Raw genomic sequence first — 25,528 nt, forward strand, 5'->3', positions numbered from 1 at the left:
AAAATCGAGATATAAAAAAACCTGATCAGGGTTGCCGATCAGGTATAAACTTGGTGGGCAACCATTTTCCGTGCCCGAACGCGTTCAGGCAATTATCTAAATTGCCAAAAATAATAGTAAGCGTTTGAGATTAATGGTTGCTTTAACATCTTGATTTCATCAAAAGGTATCTGTCTGAAAATTAAAATACGCTGTATTCAATACTTTGACAATAGCATTTCAATAAATTATTGCTAAATATTTACACTATTTTTTACTCGAAAGCACATTTTAGCTATATTTATAGTTCATTTACTGTTTTTAATATTTAAATCATTTTCTCGACGGGTCTAAATTATGCTGAACGACAAACAGGCTGATGTTTCTGTAGTATAAAAAGCATCAATCCTTCAAAAACTCAGAATTGATGCTTTCTCATCGAGTTTAAACTCTATTGCTTAATTTAACCGAATAAAGCCTGTAAACGTGTTTTGGCTTTAGTAGCATAATATTTTGCTTCTGCTTTCCAGTCATTAGGTAATGATGCTTTCGCCAAACGTACCCAAACACTGCCAAACTGCTTTATAAAGCTGGCTTCATTGTAGTTAATACCATATTCAGCACACAACGCTTTAATTTTTGGCGCAACTTCGGCATAACGGTTGGCTGGCATGTCTGGGAATAAATGATGCTCAACCTGATGGCTTAAGTTACCACTTAAAATATGCAACCACTGTGTGCCTGTGAAATTACTCGAACCACGGATTTGTCGTAAATACCATTCTGCGCGGGTTTCGTTCTCTGTATTGTCCATTTCAAAAGTTTCAGCATCTTCTGTGAAATGTCCGTTAAAAATTACTGCAGATGCCCATAAACTACGAATCACGTTTGCAACTGCATTACCTGCAAATACTGGGATTGCATTAGGCCCAGCAATTAATGGAAAAAATACATAGTCTTTTAGAATTTGGCGTTTCATTTTTTTACGGACATCGGCCGCTTCTTCCCACACTTGTGCCCAAGTTTTGGTTTTATACGCTATTACATCTTCTAAGTGTAAGCGTTGAATTCCAACATACCATTCAAAAAACACCATCAGTTGAATCGCAAGTGGAATATTAAACAAGAAGCGTGGCTCCCATTTTTGCGAATCACTTACTCGAATCAGTCCATAGCCAACGTCATGATCCATACCGACAATATTGGTATAGGTATGATGGACGTAATTATGGGTATATTTCCAATCTTGACCAGTGGCCATTGTATCCCAATCATAATTAGCACCATTCAAACTAGGATCGTTCAGCCAATCAAATTGACCATGCATCACATTGTGGCCAAGCTCCATGTTTTCAACGATTTTAGAGATACCTAATAACCCTGTAGCCAAGAGCCATACTGGTGGCACCCAACCTGCAAACATGAGCATGCCACGCGATGCAATTTCGCTATAACGTACAAAGTTGCGAATTTTATAGATATATTGCGCATCTTTTTCATTGAGGCTGTCCATCACTTCACGACGGATGGCTTCAATTTTTGCGCCCAGCTCTTCTACTTGTTCAGAACTTAAGTAGTGAGACTTGCTTTTTTCATTAAAAAATACGGGTTTATTCATTTTTATTACTCCCCAAAATACTTTATAGATTAATTACAACTGGACTGATGGCCTGAGAAATACACAATTTAATTTGTGTATTATTGCCTTGGTCAATTTCACCAGTGAGCACGTTGCGTACGGCGCCTTGCACTTTGGTACAAGAGCAAGTGTTACAGATGCCAATTCGACAGCCATGCGCTGGTTTTAATCCGGCCTTTTCAGCACTTTCAAGCAAGCTAGCATCTGCCATAAAGGTCTGCTGTGCGCGTGCAAAAGTCACTTGTTGCGCCTCTAATGTAGGATCAATCGTTAACTGAAAATATTCAGTTTTCAGCTGATTTTGTCGCTTAGCAGATTCATACAATGCATGTAAGTCTTGCATCATGCCCGCTGTACCACAGGCATAGCACATGCGACTTTCAAAATCTGGGACCAAATGCTTCAGTAATTTTTCACTGAAGTGCAACTTGGTTTTGCTGGTATCGATAAGATGATATGTAAAATTTTGGAACTGTTGATGCAAACTTTCAATTTCATGATGATAAGCACTATCACGGCTAAAATAGATCATTTCAATTGATTGATTTTGCTTTATCGCATGCTTCAGGAGTGAATAAATTGCAGTAATTCCACTGCCTGATGCGATCAGCAAAACTGGCTCTGTAGATGGTGTGTTTAACGTAAATTCGCCTTGTACTTGCGAAATTTCAATCACCGAATGGATCGGCATTGCTGCCAAAGCATTTGAAACTACGCCCTGTTGTTTTACTGCAATATGAATGCCATATTCATCCATATTGATAATGCTATAGCTACGTTGCTGGCGCACACCTTTCACCACAACGGTGACTAAAAGCGATTGACCAGCCTGAAACTTACTTGCATCAAAATTATGATTTGGACGCAATATAAACTCATGAAAATCTTGGCTTAAAGCACGCTTCGAAACCAGCTCGGCTTTGACCTTTTTCCATGCCCATGTTGGATGAAATTTTTCTGCAACAAAGTCAACAAAATCTTCGCGAACCCATTCAGGTGTATAGACTGCTGTGTTCATATTGCCCCCTGTAAAATTATTAATATACATTTGTTCTTTTATTGCTGGATACAATATAGTCGTTCGAAAAAATGGACTATGTCATTTCAGGTCAAAACAGGTGTTTTTCACACTTTTTATCATTTTTGTCTAACAATCAATGTAAAAAACCAAGCCGAAGCTTGGTTTTTAAATTTGACTAAATCACTAAGATTTAAGCTTATTCTGCAAAATTAACCACTGAGCGAATAGATTTACCCTCATGCATTAAGTCAAAGGCTTCATTGATTTTATCTAGGCCCATCGTATGGGTTACAAACGGCTCAAGTTGAATATCACCATTCATTGCTTCTTCGACCATACCTGGTAATTGTGAACGACCTTTTACGCCACCAAAAGCAGTCCCTTTCCATGAACGGCCAGTGACCAATTGGAATGGACGCGTAGAAATTTCTTGGCCAGCACCTGCCACACCAATAATAATTGATTGGCCCCAACCACGGTGTGCACATTCCAATGCTGAACGCATCACATTAGTATTACCAATACATTCAAAGGAGTGATCTACACCCCAACCTGTCATTTCTACAATCACTTCTTGTACAGGACGATCGTGCTCTTTTGGATTAACAAAATCGGTCGCACCAAAATCTTCAGCCAATTTGAATTTTTCTGGGTTGGTATCTACCGCAATAATACGGCCAGCTTTGGCTTTTTTTGCACCTTGTACAACAGCCAAACCAATACCACCTAAACCAAATACTGCAACTGTGTCGCCTTCTTGCACTTTAGCGGTATTTTTTACAGCACCTAGACCTGTTGTTACACCGCAGCCCAATAAGCAGACATGTTCATGGTTCGCTTCTGGGTTGATTTTTGCCAAAGACACTTCCGCAACAACGGTATATTCAGAGAAAGTCGAACATCCCATATAGTGGTAAATAGGTTGACCTTGGTAAGAAAAACGAGTCGTACCATCTGGCATTAAACCCTTACCTTGAGTTGCACGTACAGAAACGCATAAGTTGGTTTTACCAGACTTACAGAACAAACACTCACCGCACTCTGCTGTATAAAGTGGAATAACATGATCACCAGGTTTAACACTGGTAACACCTTCGCCAACTTCAACTACAACACCTGCGCCTTCATGACCTAACACAGCAGGAAAAACGCCTTCAGGATCATCACCAGATAAAGTAAATGCATCTGTATGACAAACCCCTGTATGACTGATTTTAACCAATACTTCACCCGCCTGAGGTGGTGCGACATCAATTTCTACAATTTTTAAGGGTTGACCTGGCCCAAATGCAACAGCAGCACGTGATTTCATAAGGATAACTTCCTGTAGAGGCTAAATTAACAGATGAGCTACAGTAACCGCTTTTTATTCGCAGAAGCAACCTTTAACATGGTGATATTCTGATCATAAAATTTATAGCGAAATAAATCATTTATGTATAAAGACATCACGCTAAAAACAGTTGCACTGCCCATCATGCTATTACCATTAGTGGGATGTAGTTTAGCTATGAATCAAGCACCAAAAGATAAGCCAATTTCTGTTTCATCGGCACATTGGTTAAATGATGAAAATAGCGCAGCAGCACTAGCCCAAGGTCAAACTGCATTTTTAGCTTTAGATGATGCTTTTATGAGTATTGCCTCTCGTATACATCTTATTCGGAATGCTAAGCACAATATCGACTTGCAATACTATATTTGGAAAGATGATTTTATTGGCCACATGATGTTGCAAGAATTATTAAAAGCTGCAGATCGTGGGGTAAAAGTTCGTTTATTAATTGATGATCAAAATGGAACTCAATTAGATGACACGCTAAAGGCACTGGCATCACATCCTAATTTTTCTATTAAGATTTTTAATCCTTATAAATACCGAAATTTTCGTGTCATTGATTACGCATTTCGCTTAAAGCAGATTAACCACCGCATGCACAATAAATTGATTATTGCGGATGGTGCAATTGCTGTAACGGGTGGCCGAAATATTAGCCGAGAATACTTTGATGCAAGTGAAAGCTTTCAATTTACCGATTTAGATATTTTGTTTTATGGCATAGCCGTGCAAGAAGCCAACGCGGTTTTTCTACAATTTTGGAATGATGATCTGAGCTATAGCGTAACTCAACTTTTAGGATCCAGCTCTACGGCTGAATTAGCTCAGTTACGGCAACATTATGAACTGGATGCTGTGCGTAAAAATAATGTAGAGAATCGCATTGAATATGCACAAAAAGTTCTGTCAGCAGAGTTAAAACAAAAACAAATTCGCTGGGCAAATGCGCACTTTATCGCAGACCATCCTAATAAAATTCGTGGAACAGCGCATGATCAACAGCTCATTTACAAACAAATGCAGCATTTAATGGGCAACCCAAAACACAATATGGAATTGGTATCGGCCTATTTTGTGCCTACTGAAAAAGCTACAGCTTACTTAGGTGCTTTAGCACAAAATAAGGTAAAAGTTCGTGTACTCACCAATTCCTTAGCTGCCAATGATGTCGCGGTCGTACACTCTTTTTACCAAAAATACCGTAAGGATTTACTCAAAAATGGCGTAAAACTTTATGAGTTTAAACCGTATATTGAACGTAATAAGCGCACATGGTATGAAATTGTCACGGGAAATATTATTCCCGCTAAAGGTAAAAATGCATCGAGTCTACATGCAAAATTCTTTGATATAGATGGAATGGTCTTTATTGGCTCATTTAATTTCGACCCACGATCAGCAAACTTGAATACTGAAGTTGGCTTAGTCGTTGAGTCTGAGCAATTACAAAATGAAATTTCTGCATCATTAGATCAATACCTTCCACATATTGCCTATGAAGTTAAACTGGATCAAAACAATGATTTAATTTGGTTAGATCGACAGGCAAATGGGACAATCAAAGAATTAAAACAAGAACCCGAAACAACTAAATTCCAAAGATTGAGTATGAAGTTCGTGTCTTATTTGCCACTTGAATGGATGATGTAATTGCAAATGAATGACATAATTAACTTTTCAGTGGCAAAATCATGAAGAGTTACCGCTGAACTCTAAATAAAGCCAAACCCTTTAAATTTTTAATAAACTTAATTTTGTTGAATCCCGCTTGTGTCAAACCCTCTTCATGCTCATCAATTGACATATAAAGTTCATTATTTTGCATCGCATCTGATGCATAAATATGGTCACAGACAAAATAAACGCTGTGCGGATGCATCAGCATTTGAACGGCTTGATGAAATTGAGCTGCGTGGCATTTATGGCGCAATTCATGCAAGGCTTGATGAATGATAATGACATCAAAAACGCCGATACACGGTTCAGCAGGCGCAGCTTTTGCATTGAGTTCGATGGACTGCTGCTGTCTTAAATTCTGCAGCAATAAATCCGGCCAATGACGGTCTTTAAAATTACCCGTTACAAATTGGATTCTGTTCAGTTCTGATGCTGATAGTCTATTTTTAGCCAAGGTATGCATGGCGTCTGAGAAATCAAAAGCGGTGTATTGGATATTCGGGCAATGTTTTAACACATGGGACGCCAAATAACCCGGACCTGAACCCAGCTCCAAAATGCGGGCATTTGGCGCATGCTGGGATATTTCAGCTGCGTAATCATCAAATATTTCATACCGCCACGGCCGTTTCACATTGACTTCATTGGCCCACTGCACTGCGTCCGCTTCATTTCTAAGGTCGATCGGACATAAAACGTCTTGCTGCATTTTTAGCTCCTCCGAATCATTTTCTTATTTGGACTGATATTTAAATGTTTATTCTTTATACAAAATAAAGATCAGTTTATGCAATTGTTTTACAGCCATATTTCATTGCTTTAAAATTGTATTTTTTCTGTGCCCCGCTATTATTGCGATTCTCCCTCCTATGCAATTTTTTGATTTAAGCCGTCAGTTTAATTTAAGTGATATTTTAACGCCAAATAAGACTTTAAACGACTTAGAAGCGCAAGAATGGATGCTCTCTAAAGTCCGTGTTGAACATGATTGCCTCTCTGAAAATGAACTGATTGAAGGACAAGCTGTTTTAAAGTCGAGCCAAAATATTCAAATTGAATTGGAATGGCTGATTCAAGATACAGGTTATGAGTTGCAAGTATTATTCAAAGGCATTGAAACTCCAGCTTCAAGTGAAACATTGGTGCTGGTTAAAGGCGCGCAGTTAATTGATGCAAATGAACAGCAACTGTCTGCGCAAGCGCTGAGTCTTTGGATTGACGGCACCTTGCTGCCGATGATGCCCAATATCCGTAAAGAAATTAAAGCCCGTTTAAATCTGTGGGATTATGTTGAATATGACGGCTGATCATGCATTTTTTGCACTGTCATTTCATTTTGTTCTGTCGAATCTAAAATTTATATCTTAAAGATTTTTTAGATTGCATCACTTTAACCCGCATGCAATATTTTTTGTGAATTCAAACATGCGGCCAAAACATCGTAGACTTTTTTGTCTATACACTGCGCAACATTAAAACGCATAAACTGGTGTGCATTTTTCGCTTGGCTAAATGAATTGCCCGGAGCAAGAATAATACCGTTGGCCAGACAGCTTTTAGACAGTTCAGCTGCATCTATATGCGCAGGCAACTGACACCAAAGGAACATTCCTGCTTTGGGCATTGCGACAGGATGTATATCCAATGCTGCTAATTGCTTGACCGTTGCCATCATGTGTTTTTGCAGCTGCTTTTTAATCCATTCAATATGCCGGATATAACTGCTGTCCGTCAGTGTCTGATAAATAATTTCAGCATTCAAATGACTGGTATTGAAATGCGTCGCAATGTTGAGGTCGATGAGCTGATCAATCATGGCCTCTTGCGCAATAATATAACCGCAGCGCACGGCTGCAGAGAGGGTTTTGGTAAAACTGCCAATCTGTATCACCTGTTTTAAACCCAACAAGGTCAAATAGCGCGGTGCATGAAAATATTCCAATTCAGCAAAAATATCATCTTCAACAATCATTAAGCCATTTTGTTCTGCCAATTTTGCAATCTCGAAGGCAGTTTGCATTGAAAGCGTTGCACCTGTTGGGTTATGAATACCCGAATTGGTTAAATACAGTTTAGGCTGAAATTGCAATGCGTGTTTGAATGCTTCAATCTCTGGGCCATACTTGCCAAAAGGCACAGCAATACAATTGAGCCTGTGCGCTTTTGCTAAAGCTCTAAAATTAAAATAACACGGGTCATCAATAATGATGTAATCACCCGCTTGTAATAAGTTTCTGAAAATTAAATCAATAGAATGCGTTGCAGAATCACTAATCAAAATCTGTTGCAGATTTAAATGCACATCATAAGCCTCACGCTTACGCGCAATATAGCGCCGTAAATCGGCATGGCCGTGTGGCGTAGAATAATCTAATAAAAAATGGCTTTCAGATTTCGCGACCAGTTTAAGTGCTTTACGAAGTGTTTGCTCAGGCAGCCATTCTTTAGGAAGCCAACCACAGCCGGGTTTAAGCATATTGTCATGTGCATCTAAAGACTGCCGTGAAATCCAGAGCGGGTCTACTTCTCGGCTATACTCAATTGTAAGTTCTGCCAATAACGAGTTTGTGTTCGAGTTTTTGCGCACATAGTAGCCCGCACCTACGCGTGATTCCAACACTCCTGTACTCACAAGCCTCGCATAAGCCTCCACAATAGTTGAAACCGAGCAACCTAGCTGTTTCGAATATTGACGGACTGAAGGCACACGGCTGCCTTCAAGCAATTTTTTTTGCTCAATTAGCAGCTTGATCTGCCCCATTGCCCATTCAATTTTTGTCATGCTGCATGCCCAATATTCAATTTTTTCAATACTCACCAATGCGCTAAAATTATAAAAATATGCGCTTCAATGCAAATTGTATGGGTATTTTTAGCATAACAGTTATTTAAAATTGTACTGGACTGTATGTGTTTTATCGTCATGCCATGATTTACATTTTACTCACTTACTTAACTAAAAGATGAAAAGAGCGAAAATGAACTTCAGGATTCAAAACATTCAAACAGGCTGGCTACATGGCTTCATTGGTGTCGCTATTTTTGCAGGCTCAATGCCGGCAACACGTGTTGCTGTACAAGGTTTCAGCCCTGAATTTCTGACCGGTGCACGTGCTTGCATCGCTGCACTTCTGGCATTTATTTTATTGTATGTGCTTAAACAGCCCAAACCATCTACCCAGCAAATTAAATCTTTGTGCATTGTATCGATTGGTGTCGTCATTGGTTTTCCGCTATTTACTGCGCTTGCTTTGCAAACTCAAACAGCAGCCAATTCACTCATTTTTGTGGCTTTACTGCCCTTAGCAACTGCATTTTTTGCTGTACTTCGTGCAAAAGAAATACCGCAGTTGACCTTTTGGCTCTATGCAGGCGCTGGTAGCGCTTTGGTGATTTTCTTTATGCTACAACAGTCTGGCATGCATGGTCTGACACTCAGCGATCTCTATATGATTATTGCCGTACTGCTTTGCGGTTTGGGTTATGCAGAAGGTGGTGTGCTGTCTCGGACTTTAGGCGGATGGCAAGTGATTTGCTGGGCGCTCATTATCGCCTTACCCCTTATGCTTCCAATGTTTTTTGTGTATTGGCCTCATAATTTTCAACAGATACCAGCATCTGCCTATATAGGCTTGGCCTATGTTTCTATTTTTAGCATGCTGATTGGATTTTTCTTTTGGTACAAGGGTTTAGCGTTAGGTGGTATTGCCAAAATTGGCCAAATTCAGCTGATTCAACCTTTTATCGGCCTGATGCTTTGCGCCGTACTATTAAATGAGCAAATTAGCCTGCTCATGATTACGGTATCTCTAGCTGTGGTCAGCTGTGTGGTAATGGCCAAAAAGTACGCATAAAAAATCACACGCTATGTTTTACTCAAAAACAACGGGATGACTGACCAATACATTTCTATTGTTCAGTCAAAATTTTTCTTAAAAATTTGATACAGTTAAGCGCATAGGCAAATAGCGTTTGCAACTCCAAACAAAAGAAAAAAAATCTAAATAATAAAAAGGAAATAGAATGAATCCACAAACTTGGCAAAAAATAAGAACGGTTTTTTCAAATGCTCAACGTGCAGCCATGCATTGTTCAATTGCAAGTGTTGATGTAGCTATGCAACCGAATATTACCCCTATCGGTACGCTTTTTTTGCATGAAACAGAATTTTCAGGCTTTTTCTTCGATAGCTATGCTGAAAGCTTAGGTCAAAACTTAGCAGTGAATCCCAAAGTCTGCATCCAAGCAATTAATAGCAGCAAATTATTTTGGTTAAGTTCTTTGCTGAAGGGGCAATTTTTAGATTATCCAGGTGTACGTTTATACGTGACTATTGGTGAAAAAAGGCCTGCAACGACTGAAGAATTACATTTGGTACAGCAGCGTATCCGCATGCTGAAGTGGACGAAAGGCAGTAAATTAATTTGGAATGACTTTAACCAAGTACGTGATTTTCAAGTCCATGCCCATAAATGGGTTGAATATCCCCAAATGATGCCCTGAACATCATTCCATTTAGATCTGTACGCACCCAAAACTTACTAATAGTTTGTTTATTTCCAATAGTTACTTTAGTTGATAAAAGATTATATAAAACCAATCTCTTTAAAAAGCTGGTTATATGCTTTTGCCTTCTTTTCTAGCGCTAGTGGATATGCTCTGGAGGAAGATGGCATTCTATATAATCTAATAGGCCGATCTGCAAAAAAAGTATCAATCGCTTGGCCAATTTGCGGTTTTTTAGTCCCTGCAGGCATAGAGAGCATTAATGTATCTGTTGCTTTATCACCCGTAGTCATAATGCTTTGGCAATGAGGCATCTGTTCCAACATATTTTTAATATCAGATGTTTGATGGATTTGCAGAAATTTATCAGATGCATTGCCTTTTAATCGGATCACTTGATATGCCGTATCAAAAATACCAATCCCTATTTCAGTTAAAAAATCTCGGATTTTTTGTTCTTGAAACGTTTTATTTTCAACATTCAAAAAATAGTTTTTGTCCTGAAAAAAACATAAGCCAAATATTTTCCACATATCGTTTTGGAAGTTTGGGTAATAAAAGTCCATTTTCCAGCGATTTTCAGGTGGCGGAAAACTACCAAGCATCAACAATTTTGCATTTTTTGGCAAAAAAGGTTCAAGCGGATGCGTTTCTATACAAGGTTCAGAATCAGACATAGGTGAGATAAATACATAAATAAGAAGTTTATATTAAAGCGCTTGACGAATTTTTTCTGCAACTTGGGAACCCCAAATCTGGTAGACCTCTTTGCTGGGGTGAAAGCCATCTTCAGCCATACTCAAATTGAGCATTTTATATTGCGCCAAATCATATTCAATTAACTGCATATTAGAATGCAGTTTAACGAAAGCTCTCAACTTTTGATTCATTTGAGCTGCATATTGACCAAACAACCAGCCTAATGGATTGGGAAGTGCCGGAAACTCATTCATTGGTGGTACGCCTGTTGCGACCACTAATTTAGGGCTAAATTTTGATTCAATTAATGTATAAAGTTGTTTTTGTTTGGCAATCCAATTTTTTGCACCCATGAATTGAGTAACATCATTTACGCCGACAGATGTAATTACGACATCGTAAGGAGTACTTGGCAAAGTATTTATATTTTGCATAATTTTAGTGCTGCTATCGCCAGATTTAGCCTGTAAACACCAATGCACAGTAAAATGTTTATCCAATTTTTGTAAAATGGCACCCAATAAGGCATCCTGCTGTGTTTCTACGCCTACACCTGCAGCCGCAGAATCACCAACAATTAATAGTGACAATATAGGGCCTGAACCTTGCTGCCCTTGGCGATCGCCTGTTGCTTCGGGTAAGCGGGGTGTATTTTTTTTAACACTTAGCCCTTGTACTACAATTGCTGGGAGCAAAGCTAAAGTCGCTACACGTAGAAACATAATAAAGGCCTATATCAAAAAGTGATGGGTAAGTTTTGTGATCTATTATGACATAAGTGCCTATTTATACAGCCAAAGCAAATAAAACTCAGCATTCAGTTTCTAGTAATTTCGGGTGTTTTTCTGTCATTTACTCTCTTAATCATACTTCTTTGAGATAACAATAAAATAAACTTAGTTAAATTGTGATGGCACATTTTTCACAATATTTCGAAAAGTTAAGTTAATTCTTGCACCTAAATTACGTTTAGTCGTGGGTAAATGATGGAGCCAATGACTTTGTGTACAACCTTTCATTAAAAGCAAACTGCCATGCATTAATTGAATTTCAATTTTTTCATGGCTGACTTTGTGTTTAAACAAAAAGCGACGAGATGCACCAAGGCTGAGTGATGCTATAGTTCCCTGCGGTTTTAAATCTTTTTCACCATCACTATGCCACGCCATACCTTGACTACCATCATGATATAAATTTAATAAACATGAATTAAACTGTTCAGCACACTGCGCTTCTACAATAGCCTTGAGCTCTAAAAGAACAGGCGTCCACAACATGGCTTTTTTCTCAATACCTGAATAGGTATAAGAATATTGCTGATTACCATACCAAGCGACTTTACGTTTAGTCTGTATGCATCGGCCAAAAATCATGGCTTGGTCATGTTGCCAACAAATGTCTTCGAATAATTGATTAAAATATTCATCTGCACATTTAGGCGTCAAAATTTTACCGAGATACTCAACACAACCATCATAAGGTAATAAATTATTGGGCTGTATAGGTGCTAAATTTGAGTCAAAATCAAATTCTGCTTGACTGGTAGGATGTAAGTTTTCATTCAGATTTTTCATGGGTTTTAACCCCTTCCCAACCAATGATTGCAGTTTTACGTGGTGCGCCCCATCGGTATTCCCCAATCACTCCTGTCGCACGAATAACCCGATGACATGGAATTAAAAACGCAATTGGATTGCGTCCAATTGCTGTACCTACTGCGCGACTGGCTGTTGGTTGTTGAATCTGTTGCGCAATATCACCATAGGTGCTTAAGTGCCCCATCGGAATTTTAAGCAAACTCGCCCAAACTTTAAGCTGAAATGGCGTACCTTTTAAATGCAGTTTAATTTGCGCCAAACTCTGATCTTTTGCAAATATGGCCAAAGCATCACGTTGAAACTGATCAGACTGCGCAAGAAAGGTGGCCTTCGGAAAAGATTGCTGAAGATTTGAGACTGCCAAATTTTGATCCGACTCAAATGCCATCCAGCACACACCTTTGTGTGTCGATGCGATGAGCACTTCACCAAATGGTGTGGCAGAAAATTGATAGTGAATGACTAAATTTTGGGCCTGTTTTTTGTACTCAGCAGGCGTCATCCCTTCAATTTGAATAAATAAGTCATGTAAACGACTAGGGCTAGATAATCCCGTGTCATACACAGTTTCTGTAAGAGAGTAATTTTTTAAGACGCTTTTGGCGTGTTCTACACTAATATATTGCAAAAATTTTTTCGGGCTGACTCCCACCCAATGTTTAAATTGTTTTTGAAAATGAATAGGACTCACGTGCACCGCAGAAGCAATCTGTTCTAAACTGGGTTGCTCTTGAAAATGTTGATGAATATAGCGAATTGCATCTGCAATACGATCATATTGATCTATTTGTGCAGTTTCATATTCATGATTCATAAAGTTGATCTCTTCGTCTCGCCTCATATTGGTATAACAACATATTCTGCATGAAGAAAAAATCCGAATCTTGTGTTTGTGCCATTCATTTGAATTTTACACTTGTGTCAGTTATTTAGATTATTGATGAATAGATAAAAAAAGCACCTCTAAAGGTGCTTTTTATTCTGAAATTTATTGTGAACGCTTAGCCTAGCTTGTTCACAATTTTCAGTGGCAAAACTTTCATTGCTAAACCTAATGGTAGCCAAGGCCATTTTGGTACATAAGCTTTAACTGGCGCTTTTTCAATTTCAGCAGCTAATAAGCGTGAACCGGTTTTTTCATCAACTTCAAAGGGTAACTTTTTCGCACCTTCATTAATTTCAGTACGAATATAACCAGGGAAAATAGTGGTTACTTTAATTGGTGTATCAATCAACTCTGCACGAATACCTTCAGCCAAAGCAGCCACACCTGCCTTACTTGCGCCGTATGCGGTTAAATGTTTAGGCATGCCGCGCATAGCGCTCATTGAAGATATAACAACTAAATGCCCTGAATTTTGCGCACGGAAAATTTCAACGGCAGCTTCACACTGGGCTAATGCAGAAATAAAATTGGTTTCTACTGTTGCACGGTTGACTTCAAAATTTCCTTTACCAATTCGACGGCCTTCCCCAACGCCTGCATTGACAATGACACGGTCAATAGTGCCAAAATCGGCTTTAAAGGCACGAAATACTTCAAAAACTTGGTCGTAATTTGTGACATCGAGTGTTTTTGCAATCACTTTGATGCCATATTGGCTTTCCAATTCTTGTTTGAGCGTTTCAAGACGCTCTAAACGACGTGCACAAATAGCTAAGTTATAGCCTTTTTGTGCAAACTCGCGTGCCATACCAGCACCAATCCCTGAGCTTGCACCTGTAATTAAAATTGTTTTCGCCATGATAGTTCCTTTGCTTAATTTAGATCCAAGTCAATAAGTTGGGATCAACTGTTTTTATAAAATGATGTTCATTTAAACTGAGTAATTGCGGTTCATTTCCAACCAAACGCAGCGTCGTTATACTGGTGTTGGCAATGGCCCAATTGAGTGCAAATGTTTTTTCTGGACTCAGCCCTAAAATTTTGCCGACGGCGACTGAAATTACCCCTCCAGATGTAAAAACAACTGCATAGCGCGGTTTGGTTTCAGCCAATTGATTGCACAAGTTTTCTAAAGCTGTTTCGACGCGATTTTTAAATTGTGGCCAAGATTCATCATATTCATGATGAAATTCACCGCCTGTCCAACGATCAATGGCGCCTTCAAATATTTTAGATAAATAAGCACGCGGGTTTTCATGCTTAGAAACATCTTCTTTTAATAAATGCGGTTGATTAAATCGTGGCTCATACTGTGCAAATACTTGCTGATGATTAAATTCATTCCACGATGAATCCGTAATGATGTCACTTTCAGGGAAACATTCATCTAAACAAAGTTGTGCAGTTTGCTGATGACGTTGCATTGAGCCTGCAATAACTTGCGGTGCTTCTTTTAAAATGTCATTAAAATAATGCCCAAGTACAATAGCTTGTTGCTCGCCATTAGGAGAAAGCTTGTCATAGCTTTCAGCACCAAAAGAGGCTTGCCCATGACGGATTAAATAAAGCGTGGTCATTTCCCTAAAAATTCCTTCATTTTTTCAATGTACTTTTGCGCGACTTCATTGGCTTCAATTTTTTGGACTCCAATGAGTTTTAGTGCACGAATATGCAAAGCGTGAATCACAATCCAAAAATCTTTAAATGCAGGATTATTGGTCTGTTTATGGTAGTAACGGTAATAAATTTGCTGTGCAATCACAGCCAAACGGAAAATACCGAACACTTCATAAAAGGTCCAATTGTCTGTTTTTAGCCCAGTTTTTTCTAAATAATATTCAACAACTTCTTTACGGCTAAACATTCCTTTAAGATTTGTCGGTTGACGGCGTGTCGCTTTAAAAATCGCGTTATCGCCATTTTCAACCCAATATGCCAATGCTGAACCCAAGTCCATCAATGGATCACCAAGTGTTGCCATTTCCCAATCTAATACTCCAATCACTTGGGTAGGATTATTTGGATCTAAAATCACATTATCAAAACGCCAGTCGTTATGAATCACACAAGTTTTAGAGTCAGCTGGAATATTGTCTTTAAGCCAATTACGGACGTATTTAAAAGAAGGAACATTTAAGGTTTTGGCTTTTTCATAGCGCGCATCCCAACCTTCAACTTGCCGACGACAGTATCCGTCGCCCTTGCCTATTTTTTCTAAATCTGTGCCTTGATAAGGCACTTGATGTAGCTCAATGAGTTTATCAATCACATTAATGCATAATTCCCGAACTTGGCTTTCATCAAAGTTTAATTCTTTGGGTAAATTTGCACGTGGAATAATCCCTTCTACGCGCTTCATCACATAGAAGTCACAACCAATGACTGATTCATCCTGACAAAGCGCAACCATTTCAGGGAGTACAGGATAAAACTCAGATAAGGCTCTTTGTACATGATATTCACGCGCCATGTCATGTGCAGACTTGGCTTTGGTTCCCTTTGGAGGACGGCGTAAAATTAAATCTTCATTACTATACTTTAAACGATAGGTCCAATTTGAAGCACCACCCGAATATTGAGTAACTTCAACTGGACCAGAAATTTCTGCACCATGCTCAATCAGCCAATTGCCTACGGCACGTACATCCAGCTCTTCTCCCTCGCGAACCGAACCACCTACATCAATCACTGACATGATTTTTCTTCCTAATTTTGAATCTATTACAAGCTAAAAATTTATTTTAGAACTGTTTATAGCATGGTCAACACGAGGCTGCCATGCTATTTGTTGCATACAAATTTGATTATTTTTTACGACGGCTACTATAACCACGTTTAGCCAATTCTAATTTTGCAATCATGCCTTTATGCACTTCATCTGGACCATCGGCCAAACGCAGTGAACGTGCTTGTGCAAAGAAACCTGTAAGTGGTGTATCACGTGAAACGCCAGCACCACCGTGAATTTGCATGGCCATATCGACTACTTTTTCCAATACACTTGGTGCAACTACTTTAATTGCAGAAATTTCAGTTAGGGCTGCCATGTTACCCATCGTATCCATTTTATATGCAGCATATAGAGTCAGCAAACGCGCTTGATCAATCGCAACACGGGCTTCTGCTACACGTTCTAAATTACCACCCAGCTTTAAAATTTCTTTACCAAAAGCAGTTCGACTCATACCTCGGTCAATCATCAATTCTAATGATTTTTCGGCAGCACCAATACAACGCATACAGTGATGAATACGGCCAGGACCTAAACGACCTTGTGCAATTTCAAAACCTTGACCTGCACCACCAATAAAGTTTGCTACAGGTACACGCACATTTGTGAAGCTAATTTCACCATGCCCATGTGGAGCATCGTAGTCACCTAATACAGGTAACATACGTTCAATTTTTACACCCGCCGTATCAATTGGAACTAAAACCATAGAATGCTGATGATGACGATCTTTACTTTCATCTGGTGTATGCGCCATAAAGATAATGATTTTGGCATTTGGATCACCTAAACCTGAAGACCACCATTTACGGCCATTTAACACAATTTCATCGCCTTCAACGACAGCCGTGGCTTGCATATTAGTGGCATCGCTTGAAGCAACTGCAGGCTCTGTCATACAAAATACCGAACGGATTTTTCCGTCAAGCAATGGAGTTAACCACTGCTGCTTTTGTTCTTCTGTACCATAGCGCCAAATCACTTCCATATTGCCACTGTCTGGTGCATTACAGTTAAATACAATAGGTGCAAGCAAGCTACGGCCTGAAAGTTCTGCGATATGTGCATATTCTTGCACAGATAAACCTTGTCCAAGTTCAGGACAAGGTAAAAACATATTCCATAAACCTGCAACTTTGGCTTTATTTTTTAAAACCTCTAACTGTGCTGGCCATTGCCATTTGGTCCAATCACCACCTTGGTTCAGTTCATGAACTTCTGCCCAAAACTCAGTTTCAACAGGCTCAATTTCATCTTTAATAAAACGTTTAGTTCTTTCTACATAGTCTTGTGCACGTGCTGACAGTTCAAACATGGCATGATCCCTTTCAATATTATGTATTACTCTTTACAACAACATACCGCGAATTCTATTATGAACAAAATGATTTAATTCCATAGCAAAATATGAATACAGTGCATAGTAAAAATACCATTGATATGAGTTCTTTTTATCGTATTGATATGAATTTATATCCTTTATTTGTAGCGATTTACGAGCAACAAAATATATCTAAAGCAGCACAACTGATTTGTATTACGCAATCTGCAGCCAGCCATGCTTTGCAACGCCTTAGAACACATTTAAAAGATGATTTATTTGTTCGTACTGGCAGTAAAATGTTGCCCACACCTTTTGCTGAGCAGATTTATCCAGATATCAAAGATGCGCTTTTTTGTATTCAAAAAATCTCCAATCAAAATCAAAAATTTGATTCAAGCCAATTACAAACTTTAAAAATCGCCGTACATGATGAAATTGAACCATTGATTTTTCCTAAGCTTGTTGCACATTTCCAGCAGAGCCAATTTAATATTCAGTTCTCAAGTATTAAATTAGACCGTAAAAACATTGTGGCAGACTTGGCTTCTCAGCAAGTCGATTTTGTGATTGATTTAGAACAAAATTTTGGTGATAAAATTCAGTTTCACAGCTTACAGCAAGATCATTTTGTTGCATGCTCACAGCAACTCAGCATGAACAAAGCGGAATACATCTCCGCCGAACATATTGGTGTTTCTTCTAGACGTACAGGCACTTTGGTTGAAGATATTTTTTTGAACCGTAAGCATTTATCTCGCAATATTCGTTTACGTTGTCAGCATTATTCAACTGCCCTGCAAATTTTGGAAATGCAGCCACAGGCTGTGTTAACCATTCCTCAAAATATTCTTTCACATTTACAAATACATCCTTGCTTGAATATTTTTGAAGTGCCTGTTGAACTGCCTTTAATGAGCCTAGGAATTTTTTGGCATAAAGATGTTGAAATGAATGCTCGGCATAATTTTTTACGTGGGGAAATTTTTAAAATTTTTGCTTAGGCTATTTTAATTAGAAATAAATTCTGCTTAGGCTATTTATATCTGCATGAAGTATTCATACGTTTGGATAATCTGCGCTTTTATTGTGATGAATGTTTTCTAATCTATTGTTTTAATTATTGTTAGGTGAATAATTGAGCATTATAAAACTGCGCTTTCATTTATAATTTACTTCAGTTTTAGCGCTGCTGTTTCGCTATATTTGTCCTGCGTATATCTCCCATTTATGATGCTTTCTCAATTATCTTCAGGCTGGCTGATTGCTTTAGGCATGGTGCTGTGCCTGATCTTGCTTTACCTGCTTCGTAAGCTCTCAGTTTTTCTTTCAGAACTATTTACACCTTTTAAAAAAGGTAAACGCTATTGGTGCAGAGTTGTGCATGTCAGTGATGGGGATACCCTCACCTGCACACGATTTAACTTACGCCGTTCTGAAACTAAATTGCGTTTTGCATTTGTTGATGCCCCTGAATCCAAACAAAGTTTTGGTAAAGAGTCACAGCAAATGGTGAAAAAAATGGTGTACCGCAAGTTAGTCCGCGTTGAAATTACAGATGTTGACCGTTACGGACGTTGTGTCGGATTTATCCGTCGATATGGTAGAAATATTAACCAAGAGTTGGTTAAACGTGGTGGCGCATGGGTATATGAAGAATATATTCGTAATCCTAGCCAAAAACAGCAATGGCTCGCTCTGCAACAACAAGCAAAAAAACAGAAAAAAGGCCTTTGGAAAAATCCGAATGCGATGCGCCCAAGCACATATAGAAAACAAACTAAATAAAGCCCTACCCTTTTTAGCCCACATCATATATGCATGAAAAAGCAGTTTTTATACTGCTTTTTTCGTGACAAATAGCGGCTGGATCTCAAAATCACATTTATATTTAAGCAAGATTTATTTCGTGATGCATTATTTAAAAAGTCCAGCTTCTAGTGAATAGGAGTTTTTGCACTTCCACAATAAGATTTGGATTTAAAATATAAATTAAACCGTTTTATTCCTAAGTAAAAACCTCGATTCACCATTCTATGAGCTTGCGTACCGATAAACATAGTCATACGCACTACATTCATTTTTAGATAAAACGGCCTTATTTTAAAGCTTGAATATTAAACTTGATCGGCGTAAAGTTTCATTAATTTAGTTACCCTAGTTAACCAAAATAAATTCTCGTTTAGGTTTCCGCACTTCCCTACTGCGTTCATCGCGCATGATTTGTGATGAAATCAACACCCTTTTATTACCCTACCAGCTGAATTATTCACTGTGGCAAGTCATGTTCGTTATACATGAAAAGCAAAGTTGCACTTCGATAGACATTGCAAATTATCTCAATGTCTCTAAGCCATCTATTACTAAACGTACGCTTATACTGAGTCAATTGGGCATCCTCACACAGCTAGCAACCCAAGATAAACGTCAAAAGAAAATAGCACTCAGTGATGCAGGTCTGCAGCTATATCAAACTTGTGCCAATGTTATTAATGACTTTGAACAGAGCATGATTCAACAATTTGACCAAAAAGACGTTGTGCTCAGCACTGCGCTTTTAAATACTTTGATTGATCAACTCTCAGCAAAAAAATCGGGAAATAATCATGCCTAATTCAGCGCCTTTATGGACCAAAAATTTTATTTTAGTGAGTGCTATCAACTTTCAATTGGTCCTTACATTTTATCTGTTGGTAGTGGTCATTGTTGGCTATGCTGTAGCTGAGTTAGGTGCGAGTACTGCTCAAGCAGGTTTAGTCTCTGGGCTGTTTATTGTCGGCACTTTGGTTGGACGTTTATTGGTTGGACAGTTTCTGGAACGGTTTGGACGTAAGTTTAGCTTGCTCGTTGGCTTAACTGGATTTTTACTGTTTTCTTGCCTGTACTTTATTCGTTTTGACATTGGCATGTTGCTTTTCGTGCGTTTTATGCATGGCTTCATGATGGGGATTGCATCTTCAGTATTAGGAACTATCATCGCACAAATACTGCCAGCAACACGCCGTGGCGAAGGTATTGGTTATTACAGCATGAGCAGTACTTTAGGTACGGCCATTGGTCCCTTTCTTGCGATTTGGATGATGCTGAACATTGGTTACCACGCCATTTTTATGGTTTCAAGTGTAATCGCACTGAGCTGTCTCGTCGTTGCGCTGTGTATTCAAGTACCCAATATAACGCCTACTCACATCTCTAAAATAAGTGAGCTTCAAGCAAGCAGTGGACAAAAAAGTCTTATTTCACGTTTTGTTGAGCCCAAAGCCCTTCCTATTTCCTTTGTGATGCTTTTAGCCTCTATCTGTTATTCAGGGGTACTGTCATTTATTCACTTTTATGCCAATGAAATTAATTTAGTCGAAGCCGCATCTTTCTTCTTTTTAATGTATGCCATTGCCATTTTAATTTCACGTCCGATTACCGGGCCAATGATGGATCGCAAAGGTGCAAATGTGATTATGTATCCTGCATTTATAATTATGGGGAGCGCATTATTGATATTAAGCTTCACTCATAGCGCATGGATGTTATTACTTTGTGCCGCCTTGCTTGGCTTTGGTTATGGCAATATTCAATCTATTTGCCAAACAATTGCGGTGAAAAGCTGTAGTATTGAACGCATAGGATTTGCTACCTCAACATTCTTTATTTTCTTGGATGCTGGTTTAGGCTTTGGACCATATTTTCTTGGAAAATTACTCGAACACTTAGGCTATTCACAACTGTATCTTTATAGTGCTTATGCTGCCTTTGCATGTATTGTGGTTTACTATTTCGTTTATGGTCGACATCAGCACACTAAACCACTGATCGCTTAACCACACTATGACACTTTGATTTTTAAATATTGCGGACATAAGCAAAGCACTAACCTTTTTACATAAAAAATCCCCCAGCTCATGGGGGATTTTTTAAAACGACATTGTGTGCTTGTTCAAAATTGATTTATTGAAACACTTTGAAGCGTGTTGCATCATCAATATAGCCTTTATCTTTGGCTTCACCTTCCACAGAACCAAATACCAATTGTGCACGTAATTTCCAATTGCTAGGAATACCCCATTCTGCATGAACTTGTTCATCTACAATTGGGTTGTAATGCTGCAAAGATGCACCTAAACCTTCTGTATGTAAGGCTGTCCATACCGCAAATTGTGCAATGGCAGTTGAATGTTCCGCCCAAATTGGGAAGTTTTCTGCATAAGATGGAAACTGTGTTTGTAAACCTTGTACGGTCTCTACATCTTCAAAAAATAAAACTGTGCCTACGCCTGCAGCAAAAGTTGCCATTTTTGCTGTTGTTTTTGCTGCACTTTCTTCGTCTTTTGCATAGGCTTTTAATGCGTCTGCAACAAAGCCCCAAAATTTTTCATGTTGTGCATTCAATAGAATCACTGCACGTGAGGACTGTGAATTAAATGAAGATGGGCTTTGCTTGATAGTGTTTTGAATCAAATCAGTTAAATATTCAGGTGTTTGCACTACATTTTTGCCAATTGCATAGATAGTACGACGTTTTGTAATTAGATCTAAAAACTGATTTGACATCTATTTTTTCCTTTTGAACATATTTAAACGTTAAGCAAGCCAATATTCATTAAATGTCATGAAAGGCTCAGCTCAACTGCGCATTGTTGGTCTTAACATTATGCAAAAACAATTCCATTTACCATTAAAATTTGGCAAATTTTTAACCAGTTGTTAAAATTTATATGCACGTTTTCTAATAATTAAATACATAAATCTGATATACGCATAAAAAAAGCCCCTCCATTATTGAGGGGCTTTTTAAAATTCGTAAAATCACTTCAGTACATATCAATGCAAAATACAATGTTTAGAAATTTGCTTGTAATACTTTCGCTGAAACTTTATTTTTCCACAGATCACGCAGTGTTGGAAGGTAGAATTTTTCGCCTAGCTCTACAAGTTCTGCATCAATCAAACCGTGTACTTCATGCATAAACAAGTAATCAAGTTCAACTGTCGACAACATGGGTTGTGATTTAGAAAAATCTTTGCGCTTTTGCTGTGCTTGCTTCACAAGATTGTCTGCATATTTACGGTCTTTGTATTGAGCTATCGCATTTAAACGTAATTCAATAACACCCCAACCACTCAACAATAATTTAAAGGTTTCAAAGTCAGCAGTTGTCGACTCCCAAGACATTTCTTCCAAGTTTTCATTTTCAGGTAATACTGGCAGCATAAGCTCCATAACACTTGGAAAAATTTTCTTGAAATTTAAAACAAATTTAACAGGATGCTCACCAGGATAATCCTTAAATTGAACTTTCTTTTGGACATCTGTTAAATAAATATCAAACATTAAAATTTTCCGCTGGTAAATTACTGTTTTTCAAAAGATAAAAAAATGCCTATCAAAATTTTATCAAAACTTTAGAAAAACTGAGTTTTTGAGTGTTGAGTATTTTAGCAATTATGACACATCATTCAATGTAATTTGAGTTGTGAAAGATCAAGATAGATTCTTTGTTCTAAATTTATCCTTTTATGTATGAAAAAACCGCCCGAAGGCGGTCTAATTTACTTAAGCAATCTGTATCGCTCATGCGGAAGTGTTTTGAGTTCAAACATGTGGTCGTAATCATAGTTTGGCATGGTGAATCCGCATTTTTTACTCACGTCTGATATAGCATTACTCATAGAGAACATATTGTCGTTAAGCATAGTCACCAGTAATGGATTGAGTTTGGCCAATGCTGGACTATGTGTGTTCCACCATGCTTGAAAGAAACGAGCATGTACGCACAGCGTTTCTAGGGATTGTTTTTCATCTATATAGATACTCCCTTTTGACTTAACATCTAGTGTTTCTAGGTAATTCACTGCATCTTGGAAATGAATGGCCAGCAGGTCGCTATAACGTGTGATGCGGAAGTGTTTATTGTGACGTGACCACATTTCTGCATGAAGTCTGCGTTCGCCTTGGGCACGTCGGTCGACGATTTCTTTTAGCTCTACCTGTTGTTCTGCGTTAATTTTTACTCGAGTGTCGATTTGCTGTTGCAGTGATTCTTTGTCCAATACGTCGAGTACCCATTTGCGGAATTCTTTAGCAACTGGTGTGCGGGCAAATACTGCTATTAAATGAGCTCCACGTAAAGAAAATATCCGTAACGTCAAATTGACGTTAGAGGGGTTTTCAATAACTCTAGTCATTTTAGATGTAAATTCATCAGCTTTACGATTAAAGATTTGAGTTACTTTATCTAGTCGTGAATATCCAAGCATTCTAGCTAGTTCAGATGATGTTATCCAAATTTGATCATCATTTTGATTAACTGGATTAAAATTCATGTCATTAAATGATAGACTGTTCATGTCTAATCTCCTTGCAGGGTTTAGATAGAAAGCCCCTCCTTCCGCCAAGTTGTAGGGGCTTTTTTTTGTTTTGAACTTCTTAATCTTCCACACCCTCAATCTGAGGTTATGGAATATTTGGTTCATATTTAAACCAAAATTAAACCATTGTGGTTCACATGTCAATCTGTTAAATTACTTTCTATCGACAAATGGAGCTCATACAATGACTGAAGATGCACAGCTAAAAATACGGCTATCGCAAGAATTGAAATCTATTCTAGAAGAAAGATCTAAATCAAATAATAGAACAATGAATGGTGAGATCGTTAACATCTTGGAGCAAGCATTATTAAATACCAAATCAGACTCTGGCCGTTCTATTTATTTCCAAGACATGAATTGTATTGAAGACTATCCAAAAGAACCTCTTCATGAACGGACTGCACGTGTTGAAAGAATGATTTCAGATGTTTTTTATAGAAATCCTCAGTATCAACTAATCAATATTGAAACTTTGAATGATGGGAAAAAGATACGTTACTGGTATTCTATTCCTAGAAGTGAAAGTTTTAGGGATTAATAAAAGTACCTAGAATTTATTCTTAATAAGCCTATGCTAATAATAGTATTCCCAAAAATTAACTTTAAAGAGATAAAATGCTTACATCTTCAAATAAATTTATAAATGTAGATTTTATAAATGTAGCCCCGTACAAAGGATTAGGGTTTTTATTCGATTTTATTACTCAATTTGAAAATGCATGTTCATGGATTGAAAATGAATTTAAATTAAAAATTGATGGCCGTATAAGAGATTATAAAAAAGTCTTAAATAGTTATGAAAGAAAAGTACGTGGTCGTTTTTGTGATGATTTATACTTCTTCATTCATACTGTTTCTGAAGTAAATAAAATTATTAAAATTCATAATTATTTAAAAGATCAAAATTCAAAAAATTTTAAATCTACACTTTATAAATCAATATATGGTAATACATATTTTTTTGATACAGAAAACACTTATAAAAACGATGCTTCAAGAAACTTTGTATTTGAACTATCTACAGCTTCTTTTTATGAAAAAATTGGGTATAAAGTAGATCTTTCAAATAATACCGACATCCTTATACATAAAGATAAAATAGCAATAGAATGTAAAAAAATTCACTCCAAAGATCAAGTTTTAACTAGAGTAACTGAAGCACTTAAGCAAATAAATAATTTTAAAAAAGAAAAACCTGAATATAATGGTGTGATTCATATTGATATTACAAATTGTTTCGAAATAAAATTTCAGAAATTAATATCTGATAAATCACAAAATTTACATAAAATCCTATTAGATGTTCCAAATAAAGAAGACATGATTGGAATCATTGAAAATCATTTAAAAAACCAAAGAAAATCATTTATAGATGAAATAACTCCTAAAATAAGAAAAACCATTGAAGGCCACAATGTTTTACTAATAATTCATCACGACAATAATAGTTTTGACATAAGCCTTATGAATGAGAGAGTTATAATTTATGAATGTGGTTATCTAATTTATAATAATGAAATGATAGAAGCATCAAAGAATCTGGAAAAACTGAAAAATGACATGTTAAGTTCATATAAAATAGACACTACTGATCACTAAAGTTGCAATATAACCTCAACTAATAAAAAGCACCCTAAGGGAGACTGTAAATAAAACTGTGTAAACGCTTAGACTATCCCTCAACGCTGTTAGGGGCAACACAGGTGTTTACCATGAAAGATGAAGCAATGCTGGCATTAGCCAAAGAATTTGCCAAGAACTTAAAG

26 protein-coding genes are annotated in these 25,528 nt (G+C 37.7%); 10 read left to right on the plus strand and 16 right to left on the minus strand.

Annotation, left to right across the window (positions count from 1 at the left end):
* Positions 1 to 442 precede the first annotated feature (442 nt).
* From HYG93_RS15260 to HYG93_RS15270, 3 genes are all read right to left on the minus strand, one after another.
* Complete coding sequence (locus HYG93_RS15260; protein WP_120365373.1) at positions 443 to 1,597, minus strand: acyl-CoA desaturase; 1,155 nt, start codon at positions 1,595 to 1,597, stop codon at positions 443 to 445.
* 22 nt (positions 1,598 to 1,619) lie between these two features.
* Entirely contained in the window at positions 1,620 to 2,636 is a 1,017-nt protein-coding gene (locus HYG93_RS15265) for a flavin reductase family protein (protein WP_178962611.1), read from the minus strand.
* A gap of 199 nt (positions 2,637 to 2,835) precedes the next feature.
* A complete protein-coding gene (locus HYG93_RS15270; protein WP_106985204.1) occupies positions 2,836 to 3,951 on the minus strand; it encodes an S-(hydroxymethyl)glutathione dehydrogenase/class III alcohol dehydrogenase in 1,116 nt (371 codons plus the stop codon).
* A gap of 165 nt (positions 3,952 to 4,116) precedes the next feature.
* Here HYG93_RS15270 and HYG93_RS15275 point away from each other — a divergent pair, with 165 nt between their 5' ends.
* Positions 4,117 to 5,628 (plus strand): phospholipase D family protein, encoded by a 1,512-nt coding sequence (locus tag HYG93_RS15275; RefSeq protein WP_106985261.1) that lies wholly within the window; start codon positions 4,117 to 4,119, stop codon positions 5,626 to 5,628.
* Between the two features lie 49 nt (positions 5,629 to 5,677).
* Here HYG93_RS15275 and HYG93_RS15280 read toward each other — a convergent pair whose 3' ends face one another.
* On the minus strand, positions 5,678 to 6,364 hold the full coding sequence (locus HYG93_RS15280) for a trans-aconitate 2-methyltransferase (protein ID WP_106985205.1): 687 nt from the start codon (positions 6,362 to 6,364) through the stop codon (positions 5,678 to 5,680).
* A 160-nt stretch (positions 6,365 to 6,524) separates the two neighbouring features.
* On the opposite strand from HYG93_RS15280, the gene HYG93_RS15285 reads away from it, so the two are divergent.
* On the plus strand, positions 6,525 to 6,962 hold the full coding sequence (locus HYG93_RS15285; protein ID WP_106985206.1) for a hypothetical protein: 438 nt from the start codon (positions 6,525 to 6,527) through the stop codon (positions 6,960 to 6,962).
* A gap of 83 nt (positions 6,963 to 7,045) precedes the next feature.
* Here HYG93_RS15285 and HYG93_RS15290 read toward each other — a convergent pair whose 3' ends face one another.
* Positions 7,046 to 8,437, minus strand: a complete 1,392-nt coding sequence (locus HYG93_RS15290; RefSeq protein WP_106985262.1) for a PLP-dependent aminotransferase family protein — start codon at positions 8,435 to 8,437, stop codon at positions 7,046 to 7,048.
* A gap of 208 nt (positions 8,438 to 8,645) precedes the next feature.
* On the opposite strand from HYG93_RS15290, the gene HYG93_RS15295 reads away from it, so the two are divergent.
* Both HYG93_RS15295 and HYG93_RS15300 read left to right on the plus strand, forming a co-directional pair.
* Positions 8,646 to 9,509 (plus strand): DMT family transporter, encoded by an 864-nt coding sequence (locus tag HYG93_RS15295; RefSeq protein WP_372659130.1) that lies wholly within the window; start codon positions 8,646 to 8,648, stop codon positions 9,507 to 9,509.
* A gap of 169 nt (positions 9,510 to 9,678) precedes the next feature.
* Positions 9,679 to 10,158, plus strand: a complete 480-nt coding sequence (locus HYG93_RS15300; RefSeq protein WP_106985208.1) for a pyridoxamine 5'-phosphate oxidase family protein — start codon at positions 9,679 to 9,681, stop codon at positions 10,156 to 10,158.
* Positions 10,159 to 10,241: 83 nt separating this feature from the next.
* On the opposite strand, the gene HYG93_RS15305 is transcribed toward HYG93_RS15300, so the two are convergent.
* The 8 genes from HYG93_RS15305 to HYG93_RS15340 form a co-directional block, all read right to left on the minus strand.
* A complete protein-coding gene (locus HYG93_RS15305) occupies positions 10,242 to 10,838 on the minus strand; it encodes a uracil-DNA glycosylase family protein (RefSeq protein ID WP_178962612.1) in 597 nt (198 codons plus the stop codon).
* A gap of 33 nt (positions 10,839 to 10,871) precedes the next feature.
* Positions 10,872 to 11,582, minus strand: a complete 711-nt coding sequence (locus HYG93_RS15310; protein WP_178962613.1) for an SGNH/GDSL hydrolase family protein — start codon at positions 11,580 to 11,582, stop codon at positions 10,872 to 10,874.
* Positions 11,583 to 11,756: 174 nt separating this feature from the next.
* Entirely contained in the window at positions 11,757 to 12,434 is a 678-nt protein-coding gene (locus HYG93_RS15315; RefSeq protein WP_178962614.1) for an alpha-ketoglutarate-dependent dioxygenase AlkB, read from the minus strand.
* Positions 12,418 to 13,272: a methylated-DNA--[protein]-cysteine S-methyltransferase gene (locus HYG93_RS15320; RefSeq protein WP_106985212.1), complete on the minus strand. Its 855-nt coding sequence runs from the start codon at positions 13,270 to 13,272 to the stop codon at positions 12,418 to 12,420. The genes HYG93_RS15315 and HYG93_RS15320 overlap by 17 nt, the downstream gene beginning before the upstream one ends.
* A gap of 187 nt (positions 13,273 to 13,459) precedes the next feature.
* Positions 13,460 to 14,203, minus strand: a complete 744-nt coding sequence (locus HYG93_RS15325) for an SDR family oxidoreductase (protein WP_106985213.1) — start codon at positions 14,201 to 14,203, stop codon at positions 13,460 to 13,462.
* A 19-nt stretch (positions 14,204 to 14,222) separates the two neighbouring features.
* Positions 14,223 to 14,921, minus strand: a complete 699-nt coding sequence (locus HYG93_RS15330; RefSeq protein ID WP_106985214.1) for a histidine phosphatase family protein — start codon at positions 14,919 to 14,921, stop codon at positions 14,223 to 14,225.
* A complete protein-coding gene (locus tag HYG93_RS15335; RefSeq protein WP_106985215.1) occupies positions 14,918 to 16,039 on the minus strand; it encodes a phosphotransferase family protein in 1,122 nt (373 codons plus the stop codon). Before HYG93_RS15335 ends, HYG93_RS15330 begins: the two co-directional genes overlap by 4 nt.
* 109 nt (positions 16,040 to 16,148) lie before the next feature.
* Complete coding sequence (locus tag HYG93_RS15340; RefSeq protein ID WP_106985216.1) at positions 16,149 to 17,390, minus strand: acyl-CoA dehydrogenase family protein; 1,242 nt, start codon at positions 17,388 to 17,390, stop codon at positions 16,149 to 16,151.
* A 92-nt stretch (positions 17,391 to 17,482) separates the two neighbouring features.
* On the opposite strand from HYG93_RS15340, the gene HYG93_RS15345 reads away from it, so the two are divergent.
* The 4 genes from HYG93_RS15345 to HYG93_RS15360 all read left to right on the plus strand — a co-directional run bounded on the left by HYG93_RS15345 (position 17,483) and on the right by HYG93_RS15360 (position 21,211).
* Positions 17,483 to 18,400, plus strand: coding sequence for a LysR family transcriptional regulator (locus HYG93_RS15345; RefSeq protein ID WP_106985217.1), 918 nt, complete (start codon positions 17,483 to 17,485; stop codon positions 18,398 to 18,400).
* 229 nt (positions 18,401 to 18,629) lie between these two features.
* A complete protein-coding gene (locus tag HYG93_RS15350) occupies positions 18,630 to 19,184 on the plus strand; it encodes a thermonuclease family protein (protein ID WP_106985263.1) in 555 nt (184 codons plus the stop codon).
* Between the two features lie 430 nt (positions 19,185 to 19,614).
* The gene (locus HYG93_RS15355; RefSeq protein WP_171501782.1) at positions 19,615 to 20,010 is read left to right on the plus strand and encodes a MarR family winged helix-turn-helix transcriptional regulator; all 396 of its coding nucleotides are present in this window, start codon (positions 19,615 to 19,617) and stop codon (positions 20,008 to 20,010) included.
* Positions 20,003 to 21,211, plus strand: a complete 1,209-nt coding sequence (locus HYG93_RS15360) for an MFS transporter (RefSeq protein ID WP_106985219.1) — start codon at positions 20,003 to 20,005, stop codon at positions 21,209 to 21,211. Before HYG93_RS15355 ends, HYG93_RS15360 begins: the two co-directional genes overlap by 8 nt.
* 127 nt (positions 21,212 to 21,338) lie before the next feature.
* Here the strand turns inward: HYG93_RS15360 and HYG93_RS15365 are convergent, their stop codons facing one another.
* The 3 genes from HYG93_RS15365 to HYG93_RS15375 form a co-directional block, all read right to left on the minus strand.
* Entirely contained in the window at positions 21,339 to 21,941 is a 603-nt protein-coding gene (locus HYG93_RS15365) for a nitroreductase family protein (RefSeq protein WP_106985220.1), read from the minus strand.
* Positions 21,942 to 22,230: 289 nt separating this feature from the next.
* Positions 22,231 to 22,722, minus strand: coding sequence for a hypothetical protein (locus HYG93_RS15370; protein WP_106985221.1), 492 nt, complete (start codon positions 22,720 to 22,722; stop codon positions 22,231 to 22,233).
* 218 nt (positions 22,723 to 22,940) lie between these two features.
* A complete protein-coding gene (locus HYG93_RS15375) occupies positions 22,941 to 23,738 on the minus strand; it encodes a Bro-N domain-containing protein (RefSeq protein WP_178962615.1) in 798 nt (265 codons plus the stop codon).
* Positions 23,739 to 23,943: 205 nt separating this feature from the next.
* Between HYG93_RS15375 and HYG93_RS15380 the strand changes: the two genes are divergently transcribed.
* Both HYG93_RS15380 and HYG93_RS15385 read left to right on the plus strand, forming a co-directional pair.
* Positions 23,944 to 24,300 (plus strand): Arc family DNA-binding protein, encoded by a 357-nt coding sequence (locus HYG93_RS15380; RefSeq protein ID WP_178962616.1) that lies wholly within the window; start codon positions 23,944 to 23,946, stop codon positions 24,298 to 24,300.
* A 77-nt stretch (positions 24,301 to 24,377) separates the two neighbouring features.
* A complete protein-coding gene (locus HYG93_RS15385; RefSeq protein ID WP_178962617.1) occupies positions 24,378 to 25,361 on the plus strand; it encodes a hypothetical protein in 984 nt (327 codons plus the stop codon).
* The last annotated feature ends 167 nt before the right edge of the window (positions 25,362 to 25,528 follow it).

It is taken from the genome of Acinetobacter sp. SwsAc6 (genome assembly GCF_013391565.1).
Lineage (GTDB): Bacteria > Pseudomonadota > Gammaproteobacteria > Pseudomonadales > Moraxellaceae > Acinetobacter > Acinetobacter cumulans.